Genomic DNA, 18,521 nt, shown 5'->3' on the forward strand with positions numbered 1-18,521 from the left:
TAACTCCTGTTTAGAACCATTTTTTATGGATGAGGTAAAGAGTGAGAGAGACACTCATAGCAAAGGCGATAAAGACGATGAGCCAGAAAGCATGCGGTTCTCCGTTTAGAGGAATTTCATTATCCTTAAAGTTCATTCCGTAGGCTGAGAAAATCATGGTCGGGATGGACATAACGATAGTCACAAGTGCCAAGGTTTTCATGATATTGTTCTGGTTATTTGAAATGATAGAAGCAAAGGTCTCTGTCATAGAGTGAAGGACGTTTCCATAGATGTCCGCCATCTCGATGGCCTGTTGCGTTTCAATCAAGGTATCTTCCAGTAAGTCTTCGTCTTCGAGATATTTCTTGATATTGCTAGTTGCGCTGGTCAATTTTTTAATCACGCGCTCATTTGTCTTAAGTGAAGCTTTGAAGTAGACGATGGTCTTTTCCAACTCCATGAGTTCAATCAATTCTTCGTTTCGAGTAGACTTGTGAAGTTGACTCTCAATCTGCTCACTCTTACGTTCAATTGAACGAAGGGCAGTTAGGTAAATCTCTGCATTGCGGTAGAGGATTTGGAAGATGAAGCGCGACCGCATGAAGGTATAGAAATTGCGAAGCCTACGATTGATAAAGATATCAAGAAGTGGTAGAGGCTCCAAACAGGTAGTGATGATAGCCTCTTCTGTGATGATAATCCCCAAGGGAATAGTCACGTAGTAGGTCTGGTTATTTCTTTCCTCTGTGATTGGGACGTCCACGATAATCAAGGTGTACTCATCTTCGATAGTAATACGAGACATTTCTTCCGCATCGAGCGGTGCACGGAGGTCTGCGATATCAATATCAAAGGCAGAGGCGATTTCCATCGATTCGCTTTGAGTAGGATTGACGAGATTGATCCAAGTGCCCGGCTGGAGCGTATCGATCTCTTTAAATTCAGTTGTAGTTGAGAGAAAAACTTGTTTCATATCTCCTATCCTTTCCTAATCTATTCCGTGTTCCAGTGATTTTTGACACCGTACTATTATACTACAAATTCGGTTTTTTTGGTAATAGAATTTCACTTTTTTTGGTATAATGGAAAGCAACAATGAACTAGGAAGAAGTAATATGCAAGATAAGATTGTCATCCATGGGGCACGCGCCCATAATTTAAAAAATATAGATGTGGAAATTCCGCGTGACAAGCTAGTTGTGGTGACGGGACTATCTGGATCAGGAAAGTCTAGTTTAGCCTTTGATACCCTTTATGCAGAAGGGCAACGTCGCTACGTCGAAAGTCTGTCAGCCTACGCTCGTCAGTTTTTGGGCAATATGGAAAAGCCAGATGTGGACTCTATCGATGGTCTCAGCCCTGCCATTTCCATTGACCAGAAAACGACCAGTAAAAATCCTCGTTCGACGGTTGGGACAACAACGGAAATCAATGACTACCTACGTCTCCTCTATGCACGTGTCGGAACACCCTACTGTATCAATGGGCATGGGGCTATCAAGGCTTCGTCAGTAGAGCAGATTGTAGACAAGGTCTTGGAATTGCCAGAACGCCAACGCTTGCAGATTCTAGCTCCCGTGATTCGTAAGAAAAAAGGGCAACATAAGACGTTGATTGAAAAGATTCAAAAGGATGGTTACGTCCGTGTCCGTGTCGATGGAGTTGTCTACGACGTGACTGAAGTTCCTGAACTTGAAAAGAATAAACAACACAACATTGACGTGGTGGTAGACCGTATTATCATCAAAGATGGTATCCGTAGTCGTCTCTTTGATTCGATTGAAGTAGCTCTCCGTATCGCTGAAGGATATGTCGTTATTGATACTATGGATGATTCAGAGTTGCTCTTTTCGGAGCACTATGCTTGTCCAGTATGTGGATTTACGGTTCCAGAACTGGAACCTCGTCTCTTCTCCTTCAATGCACCGTTTGGCTCCTGTAGTGAGTGTGATGGTTTGGGAATCAAGCTAGAGGTTGATACGGACTTAGTAGTGCCAGATGCTAGCAAGACTCTTCGTGAGGGAGCCTTAGCGCCTTGGAACCCTATCTCTTCTAACTATTATCCAAATATGCTGGAACAAGCCATGACAGCCTTTGGAGTGGATATGGATACGCCTTTTGAGGACTTGTCTGAGGAGGATAAACATCACATTTTTTATGGTTCAGATGGGAAAGAATTCCATTTCCACTATGAAAATGAATTTGGTGGAGTTCGTGATATCGATATTCCATTTGAAGGAGTGCTTGGAAATATCAAGCGTCGCTATCATGAAACAAATAGCGACTACACTCGTACACAAATGCGTCTCTATATGAACGAGCTGACTTGTGGCACCTGTCATGGTTATCGTCTCAATGACCAAGCCTTGTCTGTTCGTGTAGGAGGAGAGAAAGGACTCCATATCGGAGAAATTTCAGACCTCTCCATCGCAGACCATTTGGAAGTTATTGACCAGCTAACCCTATCTGAAAATGAGGCTATTATCGCTCGTCCTATCCTGAAGGAAATCAAGGACCGCTTGACCTTCCTCAATAACGTGGGTCTTAACTATTTAACGTTATCCCGCTCGGCAGGAACCCTATCAGGTGGGGAGAGTCAACGTATTCGTTTGGCGACCCAGATTGGTTCCAATCTCTCAGGAGTTCTCTATATCCTTGATGAGCCATCCATCGGTCTTCACCAGAGGGACAATGACCGCCTGATTGCCAGCCTGAAAAAGATGCGTGACTTGGGGAATACCTTGATCGTGGTGGAACACGATGAAGATACTATGCGAGAAGCTGATTATCTGATTGACGTTGGCCCTGGTGCAGGTGTCTTTGGTGGAGAAATTGTTGCTGCAGGAACGCCTAAACAGGTAGCTCGCAACAGCAAATCCATTACAGGACAGTATCTGTCAGGGAAACGCGCGATTCCAGTGCCGTCAGAACGTCGTGTAGGAAATGGACGCTTTATCGAAGTGATAGGCGCGCGTGAGAACAACTTGCAAAACATCACCGTTCGTTTCCCACTAGGAAAATTCATTGCGGTGACAGGGGTATCTGGTTCAGGGAAGTCTACCTTGATTAATAGCATCCTCAAAAAGGCTATTGCACAAAAGCTCAATCGCAATTCAGACAAGCCTGGTAAGTTTAAATCCATTACAGGAATCGAGCATATCGATCGTCTGATAGATATTGACCAGAGTCCAATTGGTCGAACACCGAGGTCTAATCCTGCGACCTATACAGGTGTATTTGATGATATTCGAGACCTCTTTGCTCAGACAAATGAAGCCAAGATTCGTGGCTATAAGAAGGGGCGTTTCAGTTTCAATGTCAAGGGTGGGCGCTGTGAGGCCTGCTCGGGTGACGGGATTATTAAGATTGAGATGCACTTCTTGCCAGATGTATACGTAGCTTGTGAAGTCTGCCATGGGACCCGCTACAACAGTGAAACGCTAGAAGTTCACTACAAGGAAAAGAATATCTCGCAAGTCTTGGATATGACAGTCAACGACGCAGTAGAATTTTTCCAACATATTCCGAAAATTCAACGCAAACTCCAGACCATCAAAGATGTTGGTCTAGGTTATGTGACCTTGGGACAACCAGCTACGACACTTTCTGGAGGGGAGGCTCAGCGTATGAAACTGGCTAGTGAACTTCACAAGCGCTCAACAGGGAAGTCTTTCTACATTTTAGATGAACCGACAACTGGTTTGCATACCGAGGATATCGCTCGCTTACTCACCGTTTTGTCCCGCTTTGTCGATGATGGGAATACAGTTCTCGTCATTGAGCACAATCTGGATGTTATCAAAACAGCAGACCATATTATCGACCTAGGACCAGAAGGTGGTGTCGGTGGCGGAACTATTATCGCAACAGGAACACCAGAGGAAGTAGCTGCTAATGAAGCTAGCTATACAGGACAGTATTTGAAAGGAAAGTTACATCATGAATAAACGTGTACAAGCATTTTTAGATAAAATGCAAGAAAAAGAACTAGATGGAATCATTATCAATAACCTTAAAAATGTCTACTATTTGACAGGATTTTGGGGTTCAAATGGGACAGTCTTCATCAGCCGTGACCGTCAGGTCTTAGTGACAGATGCCCGCTATATTATCGCTGCCAAGCAAGAAGTAACCGGTTTTGAGATTTTTGCAGAGCGTGACGAGTTGGCTACTATCGCAAAGATTGCAAAAGATATGGGCCTTTCTCGTATCGGATTTGAAGATGAGATTTCAGTTTCTTATTACCATCGCATGCAAACCGCCTTTGAAGGTTTAGAATTGCTTCCTCAGACGCAGTTTGTTGAAGCCCTTCGTATGATTAAGGACGAGACAGAGATTGCGACCATTCGTAAGGCTTGTTCCATCTCAGACCAAGCTTTCCACGATGCCCTTGACTTTATCAAGCTAGGTAAGACAGAGATTGAAATTGCCAACTTCCTGGACTTCCGTATGCGTGAATTAGGCGCTGCTGGTTTGTCTTTTGACACGATTCTAGCGAGTGGAATCAACTCTTCTAAACCTCATGCCCACCCAATGCACAAGCCAGTAGAACTAGGCGAAGCTATTACAATGGACTTCGGTTGTCTTTATGACCACTATGTGAGTGATATGACTCGGACCATCTACCTCGGTCATGTCAGTGACGAGCAGGCAGAGATTTACAATACAGTTCTAAAAGCCAATCAAGCATTGATTGACCAAGCTAAGGATGGTTTAGGTTTCCGTGACTTTGATAAGATTCCTCGTGACATTATTGTGGAAGCAGGTTATGGACAATACTTTACACACGGTATCGGACACGGTATCGGGCTTGATATCCACGAAGAACCTTACTTCAGTCAAACTTCCAAAGAAGTTATCAAAACTGGTATGGTCTTGACTGATGAACCGGGTATTTATATTGAAGGTAAATACGGGGTTCGTATCGAAGACGATATCCTGATTACAGATACCGGTTGTGAATTATTAACCCTTGCTCCAAAAGAATTAATCGTAATCTAAGAAAAATGAGATAAATCGTTGACTTTTACTAGTTAAAGGTTTATACTGAAAGGCGAAAACGGTAGGTGAGGCTACCATAGGGATACGGATGGCTACCGCAAAGCAGTGGAGACACTACTCGTTGGTCAACAGTCCTGGTCGCGAAGGTCAAGACTAAGCTCATTTCATTGCCCTATGGAGTTAAAGCTTGAACGAAAACAGATCATAAGTTTTTTAGTCCTGCCATTTTATGGCAGGACTTTCTGCTGTTTTAAAACAAAGAAAGGAGACAAACGATGCAAATTGACGATCATCCAGAACCGCACATACACAGCCAATCGCTGATTTGTGTCGTTTTGTCCTTATAAAGTGATTGGTTCCTGTGTATGATACTCTTCGAAAATCAAATTCAAACCACGTCAACGTCGCCTTGCCGTACTCAAGTACAGCCTGCGGCTAGTTTCCTAGTTTGCTCTTCGATTTTCATTGAGTATGAAATCACCATTCATACAGATAGGAGAAGCCAATGAAAACTACAAAAGAAAGATTAGCAGCAGCTATTCAAACTCCATTTAAAGAGAGTCTAGCTTTTTACCATACAAGTCTAAAAGGCTTAGATTCAGAACAAGTCGAAGAAAATCGCGACCTATATGGTGAAAACACCATCACCAAGGGTCAAGAGGATTCTATCTTTAAAAAGATTTATGAGTCCATTATCAATCCTTTTACAATCATTTTACTTGTGATTGCCTTTATCTCTCTCGTTACAAACGTCTGGCTTGCCAAACCTGGTCAAGAGGATCCAACGACCTCTATCATTATCGTTGTCTTGGTTTTGATTTCAGGAGGCATCCGTTTTGTCCAAGAATTGCGGAGCGACAAGGCAACAACCAACCTTTCAAAAATGATTGTCAATACTGCAACTGTTATTCGTGATGGTCTTGAACAAGAGTTGCCGATCGATGAGTTGGTTGTGGGAGATCTCGTGAAATTGAGTGCTGGAGACATGATTCCAGCAGATGTCATCTTGTTTGAATCCCGCGACTTTTTCGTTCAACAGTCAGGTTTGACTGGAGAAAGTGATGCAGTCGAAAAGCTTGCTTTAAATAAAGCTACTAATCAAAATGTAGAGAGTCTTTTAGAAGCAGAATCTTTGGCATTCATGGGGACAAACGTTATCTCAGGAAGTGCCACAGCTATGGTTCTCGCTGTTGGTGATGACACCATGATGGGAGCCATCGAGCAGACTCTCAACACCTATGATGAGCCAACTTCTTTTGAACGTGAAATGAACAGCATTTCTTGGCTCTTGATCCGCTTGATGCTTGTCATGGTCCCAATCGTGTTTTTCGCAAATGGTTTGACCGATGGTGATTGGCTAGAGGCTGGAGTATTTGCCTTGAGTGTCGGTGTCGGACTGACACCAGAAATGCTTCCGATGATTATTACAGCTAGCTTGGCCAAAGGTTCCATTATCATGGCCAAGGAAAAAGTGGTCATCAAAAAACTCAATGCTATTCAAGACTTAGGAGCGATCGATATCCTATGTACAGATAAAACTGGAACTCTAACGCAAGATGAGATTGTCTTAGAATACCCTTTGGATATCCATGGTGATTTGGATATGGCGGTCTTAAGAAGAGCTTATCTAAATTCACATTTTCAAACAGGTTTGAAAAACTTGATGGACCGTGCCATTATCAGTAGAACTGAAAAAGAAGCCAAAGAACACGCTATCCTACAAAATCTAGATACCAGTTTTCAAAAAATTGACGAGCTTCCATTTGACTTTGAGCGCAGACGTATGAGTGTTATCGTCAAAGATGACAGCAATGTTGTTAGTATGGTGACCAAAGGCGCTTTAGAAGAAATGTTGAACATTTCGACACATGTGGAATATCGTGGAGAAATAATCCCTATTACGGAAGGTATTCGCCAAGAAGTACTGGCAGAAGTTGGTCAATTAAACCGTCAAGGCTTGCGTGTCTTAGGTGTTGGCTACAAATCAGGTTTACGTGAAGACTATGCCTATGCTGTGGATGATGAAAATGATATGATCCTTACGGGTTACCTTGCCTTCTTGGATCCACCAAAACCATCTGCAGCACCCGCTATCCAAGCTTTGCTTGAGCATGGTGTCAGAACAAAAATTTTAACTGGAGATAACGAAAAAGTAACCCAAGCCATCTGTGAAAAGGTTGGATTGGACGTTGAACATATGCTCTTAGGTGCTGACATTGATCAAATGACAGACCAAGAATTGGCAGAAGTGGTTGAAAAAGTAACAGTCTTTGCTAAATTGTCACCTGATCAAAAAGCTCGTATCATTCTACAGTTAAAGAAAAATGGTCACGGTGTTGGTTATATGGGGGACGGTATTAACGACGCTCCATCCATGAAGGTGGCAGATGTCGGTATTTCTGTAGATACAGCAGTCGATATCGCCAAGGAAACAGCGGATGTTATCTTGCTAGACAAGGATCTCATGGTTCTTGAAACGGGTATCGTTGAAGGCCGTAAGGTCTACGCCAACATGACCAAGTACATCAAGATGACCGTTAGTTCAAACTTTGGGAATATCTTCTCACTCCTTGTTGCGAGTATTTTCTTACCATTTTTACCAATGGCCCCTGTTCATCTCATTGTCCTAAACCTAGTCTATGATTTGTCTTGTGTGGCATTGCCATTTGATAATGTGGATCAAGATTTCCTAAAACAACCCCATACATGGGAAGCAAAATCCATTACGCGATTTATGGTTTGGATGGGACCAATCTCATCTGTCTTTGATATTTTGACCTTTATCTTCCTCTACTTTATCATTGTTCCTTTGGTGACTGGCCATCATTATGTTCATGGGTCAGAATCTGCCCTTCAGTTTATTATCTTGTTCCAAACAGGATGGTTCATCGAATCTATGTGGTCTCAAACCATGGTCATCCATATGCTTCGTACAGCGAAAGTTCCTTTTGTACAAAGCAGACCAGCTTGGCTTGTGATTTTGATGACACTGGTTGCAGCCTTTTTTGTAACCAGTCTACCTTATGGACCGCTAGTAAATATCCTTCGTCTAGCACCCTTAGGGCTTCCTTACTTCTTATTCTTAATCTGTATTATTTTCTTGTATATGTTTAGCGTTACAGTTATTAAGAAATTTTACATTAAGAAGTATAAAGAATGGTTATAGTTCGTATTTTGTCAAGAAAAAAGTTCAAAAATTGCCAAAAAAGTTAAAATTTTTTAAAAATAGGTCGCAAGTCCGATGTTTTTTATGGTATAATAGTCTAAACTGATAGTAACATGTAGCGAAAGGGGTAGGTACATGATCAAAATTTATACAGTCTCAAGTTGTACTAGCTGTAAAAAAGCGAAGACCTGGCTCAATGCCCACCAGTTAAGTTATAAAGAACAAAACCTCGGTAAGGAAGGAATTTCGAGAGAAGAACTACTTGATATTTTGACAAAAACAGACAATGGAATTGCAAGTATCGTATCATCGAAAAATCGTTACGCAAAGGCCCTTGGTGTTGATATCGAAGATTTGAGTGTGAATGAAGTGCTCAACCTGATTATGGAAACACCACGTATCTTGAAAAGTCCGATTCTTGTAGATGAGAAACGCCTACAAGTCGGCTATAAAGAAGACGATATCCGTGCCTTTTTGCCACGCTCTGTCCGTAATGTGGAAAATGCAGAAGCGCGCTTACGTGCGGCTCTATAAAACATCAAGGCTGGGAGTGACTCCTGGCCTTCTCTAATATTTAAATTGGATAACATGTGAGGATTTATGAAAAAGTTAGTCATTGGAACATTCGCAGCACTATTTTTGCTCGTTGGATGTGGTCAGAAAAAAGAAACAGCAGCTTCAACTACTGAGAGTTCTCAAGAAGCTCTACAGTCAACCTTGCCCGTATTAGAAAATGCAACCAAAAATACAGTTGTTACTAAGACCTTGGTTTTGCCAGCTGATGAGAGTGGAGCACAGCAAACTCAAATCATTACTTACAAAGGCAATCAATTTTTAAGCTTGACAATTCAGCAGAAACGTCCTGTATCAGAAGATTTAAAAAATTATATTTCTGAACGTGGATTAGACGAAGCTAAAAAAGCTCTTAAAGAAGCTGAGGACAAGGATGAGTCTGTTCAAGCAGCTCGAAAAATTTCAGGCTTTACCATTGAAACGACTCTTTTAAATGAGAAAGAAATGGAAACCAAGACTAGCTATGATTTCCAAACACTGGATCTCAAAAAAGCAAGTGAAAACGAATACTTGAAGAATGTTGGACTGGAAAATCTATTGAAAAACGAACCAGAGGACTATATTGCTAATCGTGTTGCAAATGGGGCAACAGTCCAGTAGAAAGTCATAGAAAATCAACAGAATCAGACTGTGTGATTTGTAGAACGACCGTGAATGTGCTATAATAGTACTATTCTAAGGAAAGAGGGTGTTAGAATGGGATTTACTGAAGAAACCGTACGTTTTAAATTGGACGATTCCAATAAAAAAGAAATCAGTGAAACATTGACAGATGTCTATGCTTCTTTGAATGAAAAGGGCTATAACCCTATTAACCAGATCGTGGGCTATGTTCTCAGTGGAGACCCAGCTTACGTTCCTCGTTATAACAATGCACGAAATCAAATCCGTAAGTATGAGCGAGATGAAATCGTTGAAGAACTGGTTCGCTACTACCTTAAAGGACAAGGAGTCGATCTATAATCTATGAGAATTATGGGATTGGACGTTGGTTCCAAAACGGTAGGAGTAGCGATTAGCGATCCGTTAGGTTTTACGGCACAAGGGCTTGAAATCATCCAAATCAATGAAGAACAGGGAGAGTTCGGTTTTGAACGCCTCAAGGAACTGGTTACTACCTATAAGGTAGACCGTTTTGTTGTTGGTTTGCCTAAAAACATGAACAATACCAGTGGACCGCGGGTAGAAGCCAGTCAAGCCTATGGGGCTAAACTAGAAGAACTCTTTGGTCTACCAGTAGAGTATCAAGATGAACGCCTAACTACGGTCGCTGCAGAGCGTATGTTGATTGAGCAAGCGGATATTAGTCGTAATAAGCGTAAAAAAGTTATTGATAAACTAGCCGCTCAGTTGATTTTGCAAAATTATTTAGATAGAAAATTTTAAGACAGAGGAGAAACTATGTCACACGATCACAACCACGATCACGAAGAACGTGAACTTATTACACTTGTAGATGAGCAAGGAAACGAAACTTTGTTTGAAATCCTTTTGACCATTGACGGAAAAGAAGAATTTGGTAAAAACTATGTTCTTCTTGTACCAGTTAACGCAGAAGAAGATGAAAACGGCGAAGTCGAAATCCAAGCTTATTCATTCATCGAAAACGAAGATGGAACAGAAGGCGAATTGCAACCAATCCCTGAAGATTCAGAAGATGAATGGAACATGATTGAAGAAGTCTTCAACAGCTTTATGGAGGAGTAAAAACATCCAGTGGATGTTTTTACCCCAACTCCCAGAAACTGGAGAGAGTTGGAACGTCCAGTGGACGTTTTTAGCCTGACGCTAAAAATAAAAACCGTCAGTAAGTTCGGGGGATGTTTTTAGCCCAGCTCCTTGAATTAAGAGAGAGCGGGTAAGTCTGGGAGACTGTATCAGCCCAACTCAGAAATTGGGAAGAGTTGGAATGTCCAGTGGACGTTTTTAGCCCGTATTGAAATAAAATATAGCTAAGTACTAGCTAATTCAGTGAAAAGCGAAGAGAATCTTCGCTTTTTTGTTAAGGATTAAGGAGATTAAGCGTGTTTGAAGTAGAAAAATGGCTTCATAGTCGAATCGGTTTGAATTTTAGATCAGGTTTGGGGCGTATGCAGAAGGCAGTAGATTTGTTGGGAAATCCTGAGGAATTTTACCCCATTATCCATGTTACAGGAACTAATGGCAAGGGGTCAACCATTGCCTTTATGAGAGAACTCTTTGTTTCTCATGGTAAGAAGGTGGGGACCTTTACTTCACCCCATATTGTTAGCATCCATGATCGGATTTGTATCAATGGTCAACCCATATCGGACGCAGACTTTATCCGTTTGGCAAATCAAGTTAAGGAAATGGAGCAAAGGCTTCTAGAAACCCACGATCAGCTATCTTTTTTTGAATTGTTAACTGTGATTGCTTTGCTTTATTTTAAAGAACAAGGGGTGGATCTAGTTCTATTAGAAGTTGGAATTGGTGGCTTGCTTGACACGACCAATGTGGTGACTGGAGAGATTGCAGTTATTACTTCAATCGGCCTAGATCATCAGGAGACCTTGGGCAATAGTCTGGAAGAAATCGCTGAACAGAAAGCAGGAATTTTTAAGCCAGAAAGAGCAGCAGTGATTGCAAACTTAGCTCCTGAAGCCCAGCTCGTTTGTCAAAAGATAGCAGAAGATTTAGATGTAACTCTCTACCAAGCTGACCGAGATTTTTCTTTCAAATCAGGACATTTTTCTTCTTCTCTAGCGGATTTGACCCAATTAAAACTAGGATTGGAAGGAGCTTATCAAGAGGAGAATGCTGCCCTTGCTTTGCAGGCATTTCTGTTGTTTATGACAGAGAGAGGTGAAAAGGTCAATGAGGAGTCTATCCGGCGTGCTTTGAAAATAACCAGTTGGGCTGGGCGTCTAGAACCTGTTACGGAGCACATTTATCTAGATGGTGCCCACAATCTACCAGCCTTGGAGCGGTTAGTTGAATTTATCCAGGAAAAAATTCAGCAAGGTTATCAACCTCAAATCCTTTTTGGAGCTTTAAAGCGTAAAGATTACAGTGGCATGCTTGGTTATCTGACAGATCATTTACCTGATACAGCTCTCTATGTGACGAGTTTTGACTATCAGGGATCTTTGGAGGAGCAAGATTTGAGCGACTATCATAGAGTTGCTTCCTATCGAGATTTTATAGATGATTTTGAAAAGTCTGCAGGTGAGAAAGACTTACTGTTTGTTACAGGTTCCCTCTATTTTATATCTGAAGTTCGTGCCTACCTTATAAAAACATAGTTGCTTGATTGACCTTGTTTCCTTTATTTGATATAGTATAAGTAGAATAGTTCTGCAGTTTTTCTGCCTTTAGCTCCTGAAAGAAAGGAGACATTATGTCACTAAAAAAATTTACACTTTCTCTTGCTACTGTAGCAAGTCTTAGTCTTTTAGTTGCTTGTTCGGCAACAACGAAGCCGACACCTTCATCCCAAGCAAGCACTAGCTCTGAAGCGAGCACTAGTCAAGTATCAGAAACCAGTGCTTCTAGTTCTACTACTAGTGCAAAGACTGACGCAACTACTAATATAGATGGGACCTATAAGGGCCAAGACGAGGGTGATAGCATTACTCTTGTAGTCACTGGAAATACCGGAACGTGGACAGAAGTTGAAGCGAACGGAGATCAAGAGGTTAAGAAGGTGACCTTCGAACCAGAAAATCAGAGAGTCTTTATTGGAGACGATATCAAGATTTATGTGGCAGAAGAGAACCAGATTATTATCGATGACATGGACCGCGAGGCTTCAGATCGTATCGTTTTAAAGAAATAGACATCATTTGTTGGGATTTGGATCTGTAAAAGACGGATTCAAATCCTTTTTCATTAACTTTGAGCTCAAAAAAATTCCATACTCTTAAGGTAGCTAATGTCTACCCCAAAAGTATAGAATGAGTGAAATTAAAGAAATCGTTCCTGTAAAAAGTGAGCGACGCCATCTTCTTCGTTGGTCAATGGTAATTGCTCGTCTGCGAAAGGTAACAGAGCAGGATTTGCGTTTTTCATAGCATAGCCTTTACTTGCAAAAGAAAGCATTTCTTGGTCATTGTGTTCGTCACCAAAGGCAATCAAATTCTGTTTGTCTATATTCATGATCTTGAGAAGATATTCGAGGGCAAAGGCCTTGTGAACTCCTTTGGGAGTACATTCAAGGATATTTAAGGGACCACCCCAAGTATTAATATTGAGTTGGTGCTTGTAAAAGCTGTTCATCTCTTCAGCCAGTGCATATTTATCGTCTGCCCTAGTTTGTAATAAAATACAGTTAGGCCCCTTGGTAACTAAATCAGACTGGAATTGATTTTCAGGGCGAAAGTTTTCAACACCAAATAATTTAGGGTTGGCAATTTCTTTGTCTGGAGCCGTAATGTAAAACTTTTTACGGTATTCACCTGCGATAAAGTCTGCCTCAATCTCCTCTTTTCGTTTCACAATATCCAAGAGGTATTTTTTGTCCACAGTCAGACACTTTTCATGTTTCCAAGTCTTACCTGGCAGATGAGTGAGTGAACCGTTGAAGTTGATCATAGGGGTTTCAAGTTCAAGTTGATCATAAAAATCTTTGGCCATACGGTAAGGGCGACCAGTTGCGATAACAACTTGGTGGCCTTTTTTAGAGATTTTCTTAATCGTTTCAATAGTAAAATCAGAAAGTTTGCTTTCAGAGTTGAGCAAGGTTCCGTCCAAATCGACGGCAATCATTTTTTTAGTCATAAAATCCTCCCGAATCTAGTTTCAGATAAGATGTTTTCTATTATATCAGAAAGTGACTAGAAAAGCTGATAATAAGCGAAAATAGGGAGAATAATATCTCATAAGAATTTTTAAAATTAGAAAAAACATCTTGAAAAGATGAATGATTGGTGATATAATAGTAGTATTGTTCGTAAAATGACAAAGGAGATTAAAAATGGACAAACTATTTAAACTAAAAGAGCACGGGACAGATGTCCGTACAGAGGTTCTTGCTGGTTTAACAACTTTCTTTGCAATGAGTTATATTCTCTTTGTAAACCCTCAAATGCTTTCACAAACAGGAATGCCTGTTCAAGGTGTGTTCTTGGCTACAATCATTGGTTCTGTTGTGGGGACTTTGATGATGGCCTTCTATGCTAACTTACCATACGCGCAAGCTCCAGGTATGGGACTCAATGCCTTCTTTACATTTACCGTCGTATTTGGGATGGGTTATAAATGGCAAGAAGCTCTTGGGATGGTCTTCATTTGTGGGATTATTTCATTGATTATTACATTGACCAATGTTCGTAAAATGATCATTGAGTCTATTCCTACAACACTTCGTTCAGCGATTTCAGCTGGTATTGGGGTTTTCCTTGCTTATGTTGGGATTAAGAATGCTGGTCTCTTGAAATTCTCGATTGACCCGGGTACTTATACAGTAGCAGGTGAAGGAGCAGATAAGGCTCAAGCAGCACTTACTGCAAACTCAGCAGCTGTTCCAGGATTGGTAGACTTCAACACTCCAGCTGTATTGGTAGCTCTTGCAGGTCTTGCCATTACTATCTTCTTCGTTGTTAAGGGGATCAAAGGCGGTATCATCCTTTCTATTTTGACAACGACAGTTCTTGCGATTGCTGTTGGTCTTGTTGATTTGTCTAGCATTGACTTTGCAAGCAACAATCTTTCATCAGCAGTTAACGACCTAGGAACTTTGTTTGGTGCTGCTCTTGGTTCAGAAGGATTGGGATCTCTGATTTCAAACACCTCTCGTTTGCCAGAAACCTTGATGGCCATTCTTGCTTTCTCATTGACAGATATTTTTGATACTATCGGTACTCTTATTGGTACTGGTGAAAAAGTTGGTATCATTGCGACAAGTGGTGAAAACAATGAGTCAGCTAAATTGGATAAGGCTCTTTACTCTGACTTGGTGGCAACTTCCGTAGGTGCCATTGCAGGTACTTCAAACGTTACAACTTATGTTGAGTCTGCAGCGGGTATCGGTGCGGGTGGACGTACTGGTTTGACAGCTTTAGTTGTTGCCATCTGTTTTGCTCTATCAAGCTTCTTTAGCCCACTTCTAGCAATCGTTCCAACAGCTGCAACTGCACCAATTTTGATCATCGTTGGAATTATGATGCTCTCTAACTTGAAAAATATCCCTTGGGATGATATGGCTGAAGCTGTTCCAGCTTTCTTCACATCTATCTTTATGGGATTCAGCTACTCAATCACACAAGGGATTGCCGTTGGTTTCTTAACTTATACTTTGACGAAGGTTGTCAAAGGTCAAGTGAAAGATGTGCATGTCATGATTTGGATTTTGGATGCCTTGTTTATCTTGAACTACATCAGTATGGCTCTTAACTAATGACAAAAACTAAAAAAAGAGGGGAGTCTCCCCTTTTTTTGTTGATGGAAATATCACAAAATAAAACTTTTTGGTATAATAAGTACATGTACACAAAAAATGAAGATGAGTTGATTGCACTTGGGGAAAAGCTAGGGCACTTGTTAGAAAAAAATGATGTATTGATTTTGACTGGTGAATTAGGTGCTGGGAAAACAACACTAACAAAAGGTCTAGCTAAAGGATTGGACATTCATCAAATGATTAAGAGTCCTACTTATACCATTGTTCGAGAATATGAAGGACGTCTACCCCTGTATCACTTGGATGTTTATCGTATCGAAGGGGATGCAGATTCTATCGATTTGGACGAATTTCTTTTTGGTTCAGGTGTAACGGTTATTGAGTGGGGACATCTATTGGGTGAGGATCTCCCTTCAGATTATCTGGAGTTAGAAATCCTAAAAAAAGATGAGGGACGAGAAATAGTCTTTCATGCTCATGGTCAAAGGGCAACAGAACTTTTGCAGAGGTTGACGGATGGAGTATGATCTTTTAATCCGTGAAGCGGAAACCCAGGATGCTTCAGAAGTCATTGCTCTCTTAGATCAAATTGGTCAAGAGTCTAATTTTACCAGTCTGGATGAAAATGGGATTGCAATGAGTGGGTCTGAGATGCAACATTTTTTGGATAAGCAGGCCCAGTCGGATAATCAAATCATCCTACTAGCTTTTTTGAATAATGAATTAGTAGGAATCATCAATATAACAGCTGATCAACGTCCGCGAGTCCGTCATATTGGGGATGTCTTTTTAGGAATAAAAAAAGCTTACTGGGGAAATGGTCTCGGTAGTGTCCTGATGGAAGAAGCTATTGAATGGGCCAAATCAAGTGGTAGTGTACGACGTCTACAATTGACAGTTCAAAAAAGAAATCTTGCTGCGGTGCATCTGTATGAAAAAATGGGCTTTATCATAGAAGGATTACAGGAACGTGGTGCTTGTATAGAAGGAGGAGAGTTTCTAGATGTTTACCTGATGGGTCAACTGATAGATGAATAAAAGTATGGCAAAAAAGATAATCGGAATGTTTTTAGGCTTTGTTCTTGTGACAGTACTGGGTGTGGGAGCTTATGCCTATACGATCTACCAACAGGGTACACAGACTTTGGCTAAAACCTATAAAAAAATCGGTGAAGAAACCAAGGTCATTGAAGCGACCGAACCTCTGACGATTTTACTTATGGGCGTGGACACAGGGAATGTTGAACGTACAGATCCATGGGCTGGTAATAGTGATTCAATGATCTTGGTGACGGTGAATCCTAAAACTAAGAAGACAGTCATGATGAGTTTAGAGCGAGATATTCTCACACAAATCCAGCAGCCAGATGGTAGTGTAATAGAGGCTAAACTCAATGCCGCCTATGCCAATGGTGGAGCAGAGTTGTCTATTTCAACGATTCAAAAAATGATGAATATCCATATCGACCGCTATGTGATGGTCAATATGCATGGACTTCAAAGAATGGTTGATGCTGTGGGTGGTATTACAGTGAACAACACTCTAGGTTTCCCAATCTCTATCCAAGATCAGGAACCATTTAATACGATTTCTATCGGTGTTGGCGAACAGAAGCTAAATGGTGAGGAAGCCCTTGTTTATTCACGTATGCGTTATCAGGATCCAGAAGGAGACTATGGTCGTCAAAAACGTCAGCGTGAAGTGATTCAAAAAGTTGTCGAGAAGATTCTTAGTTTGAATAGTGTGAGTCACTATCAAGAGATTCTGAAGGCTCTTAGCGATAATATGCAGACAAATATCGAAATTACAACGACGACGATTCCTCAGTTGATGGGTTATCAAGATTCATTTAAAAATATTGAGTCTCAACAATTGCGTGGAGAGGATGCAATGCTTCAAGGGACATCTTACCAAATCGTGACATCTGAGCATATGTTAGAGATGCAAAATCTTTTACGCCGTTCGCTCGGGCAACCAGAGGTTACGAATTTGGAGACTAATGTAGTCTTGTATGAGAATCTTTATGGTCAGGGTCAGTTGCCTCAATCTACTAGTGTTGCAGTAGAAGAATTAGAATAATAGGAAACTATTCATCAAATCGTAGGAATTATCCTGCGATTTTTTCAAAGAAATCCGAATAGGTAAGTAGGAGGAAAAAATGAAAGCAGAAATTATAGCTGTTGGAACAGAGATTTTGACAGGTCAGATTGTCAATACCAATGCGCAATTCTTGTCTGAAAAGTTGGCTGAAATCGGTGTAGATGTCTATTTTCAGACGGCCGTAGGAGATAACGAGGCTCGTCTCTTATCCTTGTTAGAAATTGCTCAGAATCGTAGTAGTCTAGTTATTTTAACAGGTGGCTTGGGGCCAACGGAAGATGATTTGACCAAGCAAACTTTAGCCCAATTTTTAGGACGTGACTTGACTTTTGATCCTCAGGCTCAGGCTAAGCTGGATGACTTTTTTGCTCACCGACCAGACTATGCTAGAACTCCAAATAATGAACGCCAGGCTCAAATCGTTCAAGGTTCAACTCCATTACCAAACGAAACAGGGCTGGCAGTCGGTGGCCTGATCGAGGTGGCTGGGGTAACCTACGTCGTTCTACCAGGACCTCCAAGTGAATTGAAACCTATGGTCTTAAATGAGTTGCTTCCGAGATTGACAACGGGCTCTATGCTCTATTCACGTGTGCTACGTTTTTTTGGGATTGGTGAGAGCCAGCTAGTGACCATTCTATCAGATTTGATTGACCAGCAGACGGATCCAACCTTGGCACCTTATGCTAAAACTGGGGAAGTGACCCTTCGCTTATCGACCAAGGCTAAGAGTCAAGAAGAAGCGGATCGTGTTCTAGATATTTTAGAACAAAAAATCCTTGAAAGAGAAACCTTTGAGGGTATTTCACTTCGAGAAATTTGCTATGGCTATGGGGAAGAAACCAGCTTGGCTAGCCTGGTGGTAGAAGAGTTGAAAAAGCAAAAGAAAACCATCACTGCAGCAGAAAGCTTGACTGCAGGTCTTTTTCAAGCTACTTTGGCAGATTTTTCAGGTGTATCTACTATTTTTAAAGGTGGTTTTGTGACCTATAGCCTTGAAGAAAAAGCAAAAATGCTTGATATTCCACAGGCTGAATTGGAGAAATATGGAGTTGTATCGGCTTTTTCTGCTGAAAAAATGGCTGAACAGGCGCGCATCAAAACCCAGTCAGATTTTGGAATTAGTTTGACAGGAGTGGCTGGACCAGACAGCCTAGAAGGACATCCAGCAGGTACAGTCTTTATCGCTTTGGCACAAGCTTCGGGTACAGAAGTTATCCAGGCCAATATCGCAGGTAGAAGTCGTGGAGATGTGCGAGAAATTGCAGTCCTACATGCCTTTAACCTAGTTCGCAGAGCTTTATTAAGTGCTGGAGATTTGTTATAATAGAAGAAGGTCT

Annotated in this window: 17 protein-coding genes and 1 riboswitch; of the genes, 15 read left to right on the top strand and 2 right to left on the bottom strand. The window is 41.2% G+C overall.

Translation table 11 applies throughout. The annotated features are described in order from the left end of the window. Window positions 1–10: 10 nt before the first annotated feature. On the bottom strand, window positions 11–955 hold the full coding sequence (locus tag ADH90_RS10270; protein ID WP_006149653.1) for a magnesium transporter CorA family protein: 945 nt from the start codon (window positions 953–955) through the stop codon (window positions 11–13). A gap of 142 nt (window positions 956–1,097) precedes the next feature. On the opposite strand from ADH90_RS10270, the gene uvrA reads away from it, so the two are divergent. The 10 genes from uvrA (at window position 1,098) to ADH90_RS10320 (ending at window position 12,518) form a co-directional block, all read left to right on the top strand. After that, entirely contained in the window at window positions 1,098–3,929 is a 2,832-nt protein-coding gene (uvrA, locus tag ADH90_RS10275) for an excinuclease ABC subunit UvrA (RefSeq protein WP_049531194.1), read from the top strand. Beyond that, a complete protein-coding gene (locus ADH90_RS10280; protein ID WP_049531195.1) occupies window positions 3,922–4,983 on the top strand; it encodes a M24 family metallopeptidase in 1,062 nt (353 codons plus the stop codon). The genes uvrA and ADH90_RS10280 overlap by 8 nt, the downstream gene beginning before the upstream one ends. Before the next feature lie 53 nt (window positions 4,984–5,036). After that, window positions 5,037–5,190, top strand: a riboswitch (M-box (ykoK) riboswitch). A gap of 298 nt (window positions 5,191–5,488) precedes the next feature. After that, window positions 5,489–8,149 carry a magnesium-translocating P-type ATPase gene (gene mgtA, locus ADH90_RS10285; protein WP_049531196.1) on the top strand — a complete coding sequence of 887 codons (2,661 nt, stop codon included), beginning with the start codon at window positions 5,489–5,491 and terminating at the stop codon, window positions 8,147–8,149. A gap of 135 nt (window positions 8,150–8,284) precedes the next feature. Beyond that, a complete protein-coding gene (gene spx, locus ADH90_RS10290; RefSeq protein ID WP_000591164.1) occupies window positions 8,285–8,683 on the top strand; it encodes a transcriptional regulator Spx in 399 nt (132 codons plus the stop codon). 66 nt (window positions 8,684–8,749) lie between these two features. Further along, on the top strand, window positions 8,750–9,322 hold the full coding sequence (locus ADH90_RS10295; RefSeq protein WP_000737513.1) for an SP0191 family lipoprotein: 573 nt from the start codon (window positions 8,750–8,752) through the stop codon (window positions 9,320–9,322). Window positions 9,323–9,418: 96 nt separating this feature from the next. Then, the gene (locus ADH90_RS10300) at window positions 9,419–9,685 is read left to right on the top strand and encodes an IreB family regulatory phosphoprotein (protein ID WP_000507060.1); all 267 of its coding nucleotides are present in this window, start codon (window positions 9,419–9,421) and stop codon (window positions 9,683–9,685) included. A gap of 3 nt (window positions 9,686–9,688) precedes the next feature. Continuing rightward, on the top strand, window positions 9,689–10,108 hold the full coding sequence (gene ruvX / locus ADH90_RS10305) for a Holliday junction resolvase RuvX (protein WP_045762582.1): 420 nt from the start codon (window positions 9,689–9,691) through the stop codon (window positions 10,106–10,108). A 15-nt stretch (window positions 10,109–10,123) separates the two neighbouring features. Continuing rightward, complete coding sequence (locus ADH90_RS10310; RefSeq protein ID WP_000017624.1) at window positions 10,124–10,429, top strand: DUF1292 domain-containing protein; 306 nt, start codon at window positions 10,124–10,126, stop codon at window positions 10,427–10,429. A 317-nt stretch (window positions 10,430–10,746) separates the two neighbouring features. Continuing rightward, a complete protein-coding gene (locus tag ADH90_RS10315; protein WP_049531197.1) occupies window positions 10,747–11,985 on the top strand; it encodes a bifunctional folylpolyglutamate synthase/dihydrofolate synthase in 1,239 nt (412 codons plus the stop codon). Window positions 11,986–12,080: 95 nt separating this feature from the next. Then, the gene (locus ADH90_RS10320) at window positions 12,081–12,518 is read left to right on the top strand and encodes an SP_0198 family lipoprotein (protein ID WP_049531198.1); all 438 of its coding nucleotides are present in this window, start codon (window positions 12,081–12,083) and stop codon (window positions 12,516–12,518) included. A 128-nt stretch (window positions 12,519–12,646) separates the two neighbouring features. Here ADH90_RS10320 and ADH90_RS10325 read toward each other — a convergent pair whose 3' ends face one another. Beyond that, the gene (locus tag ADH90_RS10325; protein WP_049531199.1) at window positions 12,647–13,459 is read right to left on the bottom strand and encodes a Cof-type HAD-IIB family hydrolase; all 813 of its coding nucleotides are present in this window, start codon (window positions 13,457–13,459) and stop codon (window positions 12,647–12,649) included. Window positions 13,460–13,655: 196 nt separating this feature from the next. On the opposite strand from ADH90_RS10325, the gene ADH90_RS10330 reads away from it, so the two are divergent. The 5 genes from ADH90_RS10330 (at window position 13,656) to ADH90_RS10350 (ending at window position 18,508) form a co-directional block, all read left to right on the top strand. Next, complete coding sequence (locus tag ADH90_RS10330; protein WP_049531200.1) at window positions 13,656–15,077, top strand: NCS2 family permease; 1,422 nt, start codon at window positions 13,656–13,658, stop codon at window positions 15,075–15,077. An 86-nt stretch (window positions 15,078–15,163) separates the two neighbouring features. Then, complete coding sequence (gene tsaE, locus ADH90_RS10335) at window positions 15,164–15,607, top strand: tRNA (adenosine(37)-N6)-threonylcarbamoyltransferase complex ATPase subunit type 1 TsaE (RefSeq protein WP_049531247.1); 444 nt, start codon at window positions 15,164–15,166, stop codon at window positions 15,605–15,607. After that, window positions 15,597–16,118: a GNAT family N-acetyltransferase gene (locus ADH90_RS10340; protein ID WP_049531201.1), complete on the top strand. Its 522-nt coding sequence runs from the start codon at window positions 15,597–15,599 to the stop codon at window positions 16,116–16,118. Before tsaE ends, ADH90_RS10340 begins: the two co-directional genes overlap by 11 nt. A gap of 4 nt (window positions 16,119–16,122) precedes the next feature. Beyond that, window positions 16,123–17,160 (top strand): biofilm formation/cell division transcriptional regulator BrpA, encoded by a 1,038-nt coding sequence (gene brpA, locus ADH90_RS10345; protein ID WP_049531248.1) that lies wholly within the window; start codon window positions 16,123–16,125, stop codon window positions 17,158–17,160. Window positions 17,161–17,239: 79 nt separating this feature from the next. Continuing rightward, the gene (locus ADH90_RS10350) at window positions 17,240–18,508 is read left to right on the top strand and encodes a competence/damage-inducible protein A (RefSeq protein WP_049531202.1); all 1,269 of its coding nucleotides are present in this window, start codon (window positions 17,240–17,242) and stop codon (window positions 18,506–18,508) included. Window positions 18,509–18,521 lie beyond the last annotated feature (13 nt).

This window comes from Streptococcus pseudopneumoniae, from assembly GCF_001073085.1.
Classification (GTDB): Bacteria; Bacillota; Bacilli; order Lactobacillales; family Streptococcaceae; genus Streptococcus; species Streptococcus pseudopneumoniae_M.

Coding starts and splice junctions, on each gene's coding strand:
- ADH90_RS10270 (WP_006149653.1), bottom strand. CDS start 955: ATGAAACAAGTTTTTCTCTCAACTACAACTGAATTTAAAGAGATCGAT.
- uvrA (WP_049531194.1), top strand. CDS start 1,098: ATGCAAGATAAGATTGTCATCCATGGGGCACGCGCCCATAATTTAAAA.
- ADH90_RS10280 (WP_049531195.1), top strand. CDS start 3,922: ATGAATAAACGTGTACAAGCATTTTTAGATAAAATGCAAGAAAAAGAA.
- mgtA (WP_049531196.1), top strand. CDS start 5,489: ATGAAAACTACAAAAGAAAGATTAGCAGCAGCTATTCAAACTCCATTT.
- spx (WP_000591164.1), top strand. CDS start 8,285: ATGATCAAAATTTATACAGTCTCAAGTTGTACTAGCTGTAAAAAAGCG.
- ADH90_RS10295 (WP_000737513.1), top strand. CDS start 8,750: ATGAAAAAGTTAGTCATTGGAACATTCGCAGCACTATTTTTGCTCGTT.
- ADH90_RS10300 (WP_000507060.1), top strand. CDS start 9,419: ATGGGATTTACTGAAGAAACCGTACGTTTTAAATTGGACGATTCCAAT.
- ruvX (WP_045762582.1), top strand. CDS start 9,689: ATGAGAATTATGGGATTGGACGTTGGTTCCAAAACGGTAGGAGTAGCG.
- ADH90_RS10310 (WP_000017624.1), top strand. CDS start 10,124: ATGTCACACGATCACAACCACGATCACGAAGAACGTGAACTTATTACA.
- ADH90_RS10320 (WP_049531198.1), top strand. CDS start 12,081: ATGTCACTAAAAAAATTTACACTTTCTCTTGCTACTGTAGCAAGTCTT.
- ADH90_RS10325 (WP_049531199.1), bottom strand. CDS start 13,459: ATGACTAAAAAAATGATTGCCGTCGATTTGGACGGAACCTTGCTCAAC.
- ADH90_RS10330 (WP_049531200.1), top strand. CDS start 13,656: ATGGACAAACTATTTAAACTAAAAGAGCACGGGACAGATGTCCGTACA.
- tsaE (WP_049531247.1), top strand. CDS start 15,164: ATGTACACAAAAAATGAAGATGAGTTGATTGCACTTGGGGAAAAGCTA.
- ADH90_RS10340 (WP_049531201.1), top strand. CDS start 15,597: ATGGAGTATGATCTTTTAATCCGTGAAGCGGAAACCCAGGATGCTTCA.
- brpA (WP_049531248.1), top strand. CDS start 16,123: ATGGCAAAAAAGATAATCGGAATGTTTTTAGGCTTTGTTCTTGTGACA.
- ADH90_RS10350 (WP_049531202.1), top strand. CDS start 17,240: ATGAAAGCAGAAATTATAGCTGTTGGAACAGAGATTTTGACAGGTCAG.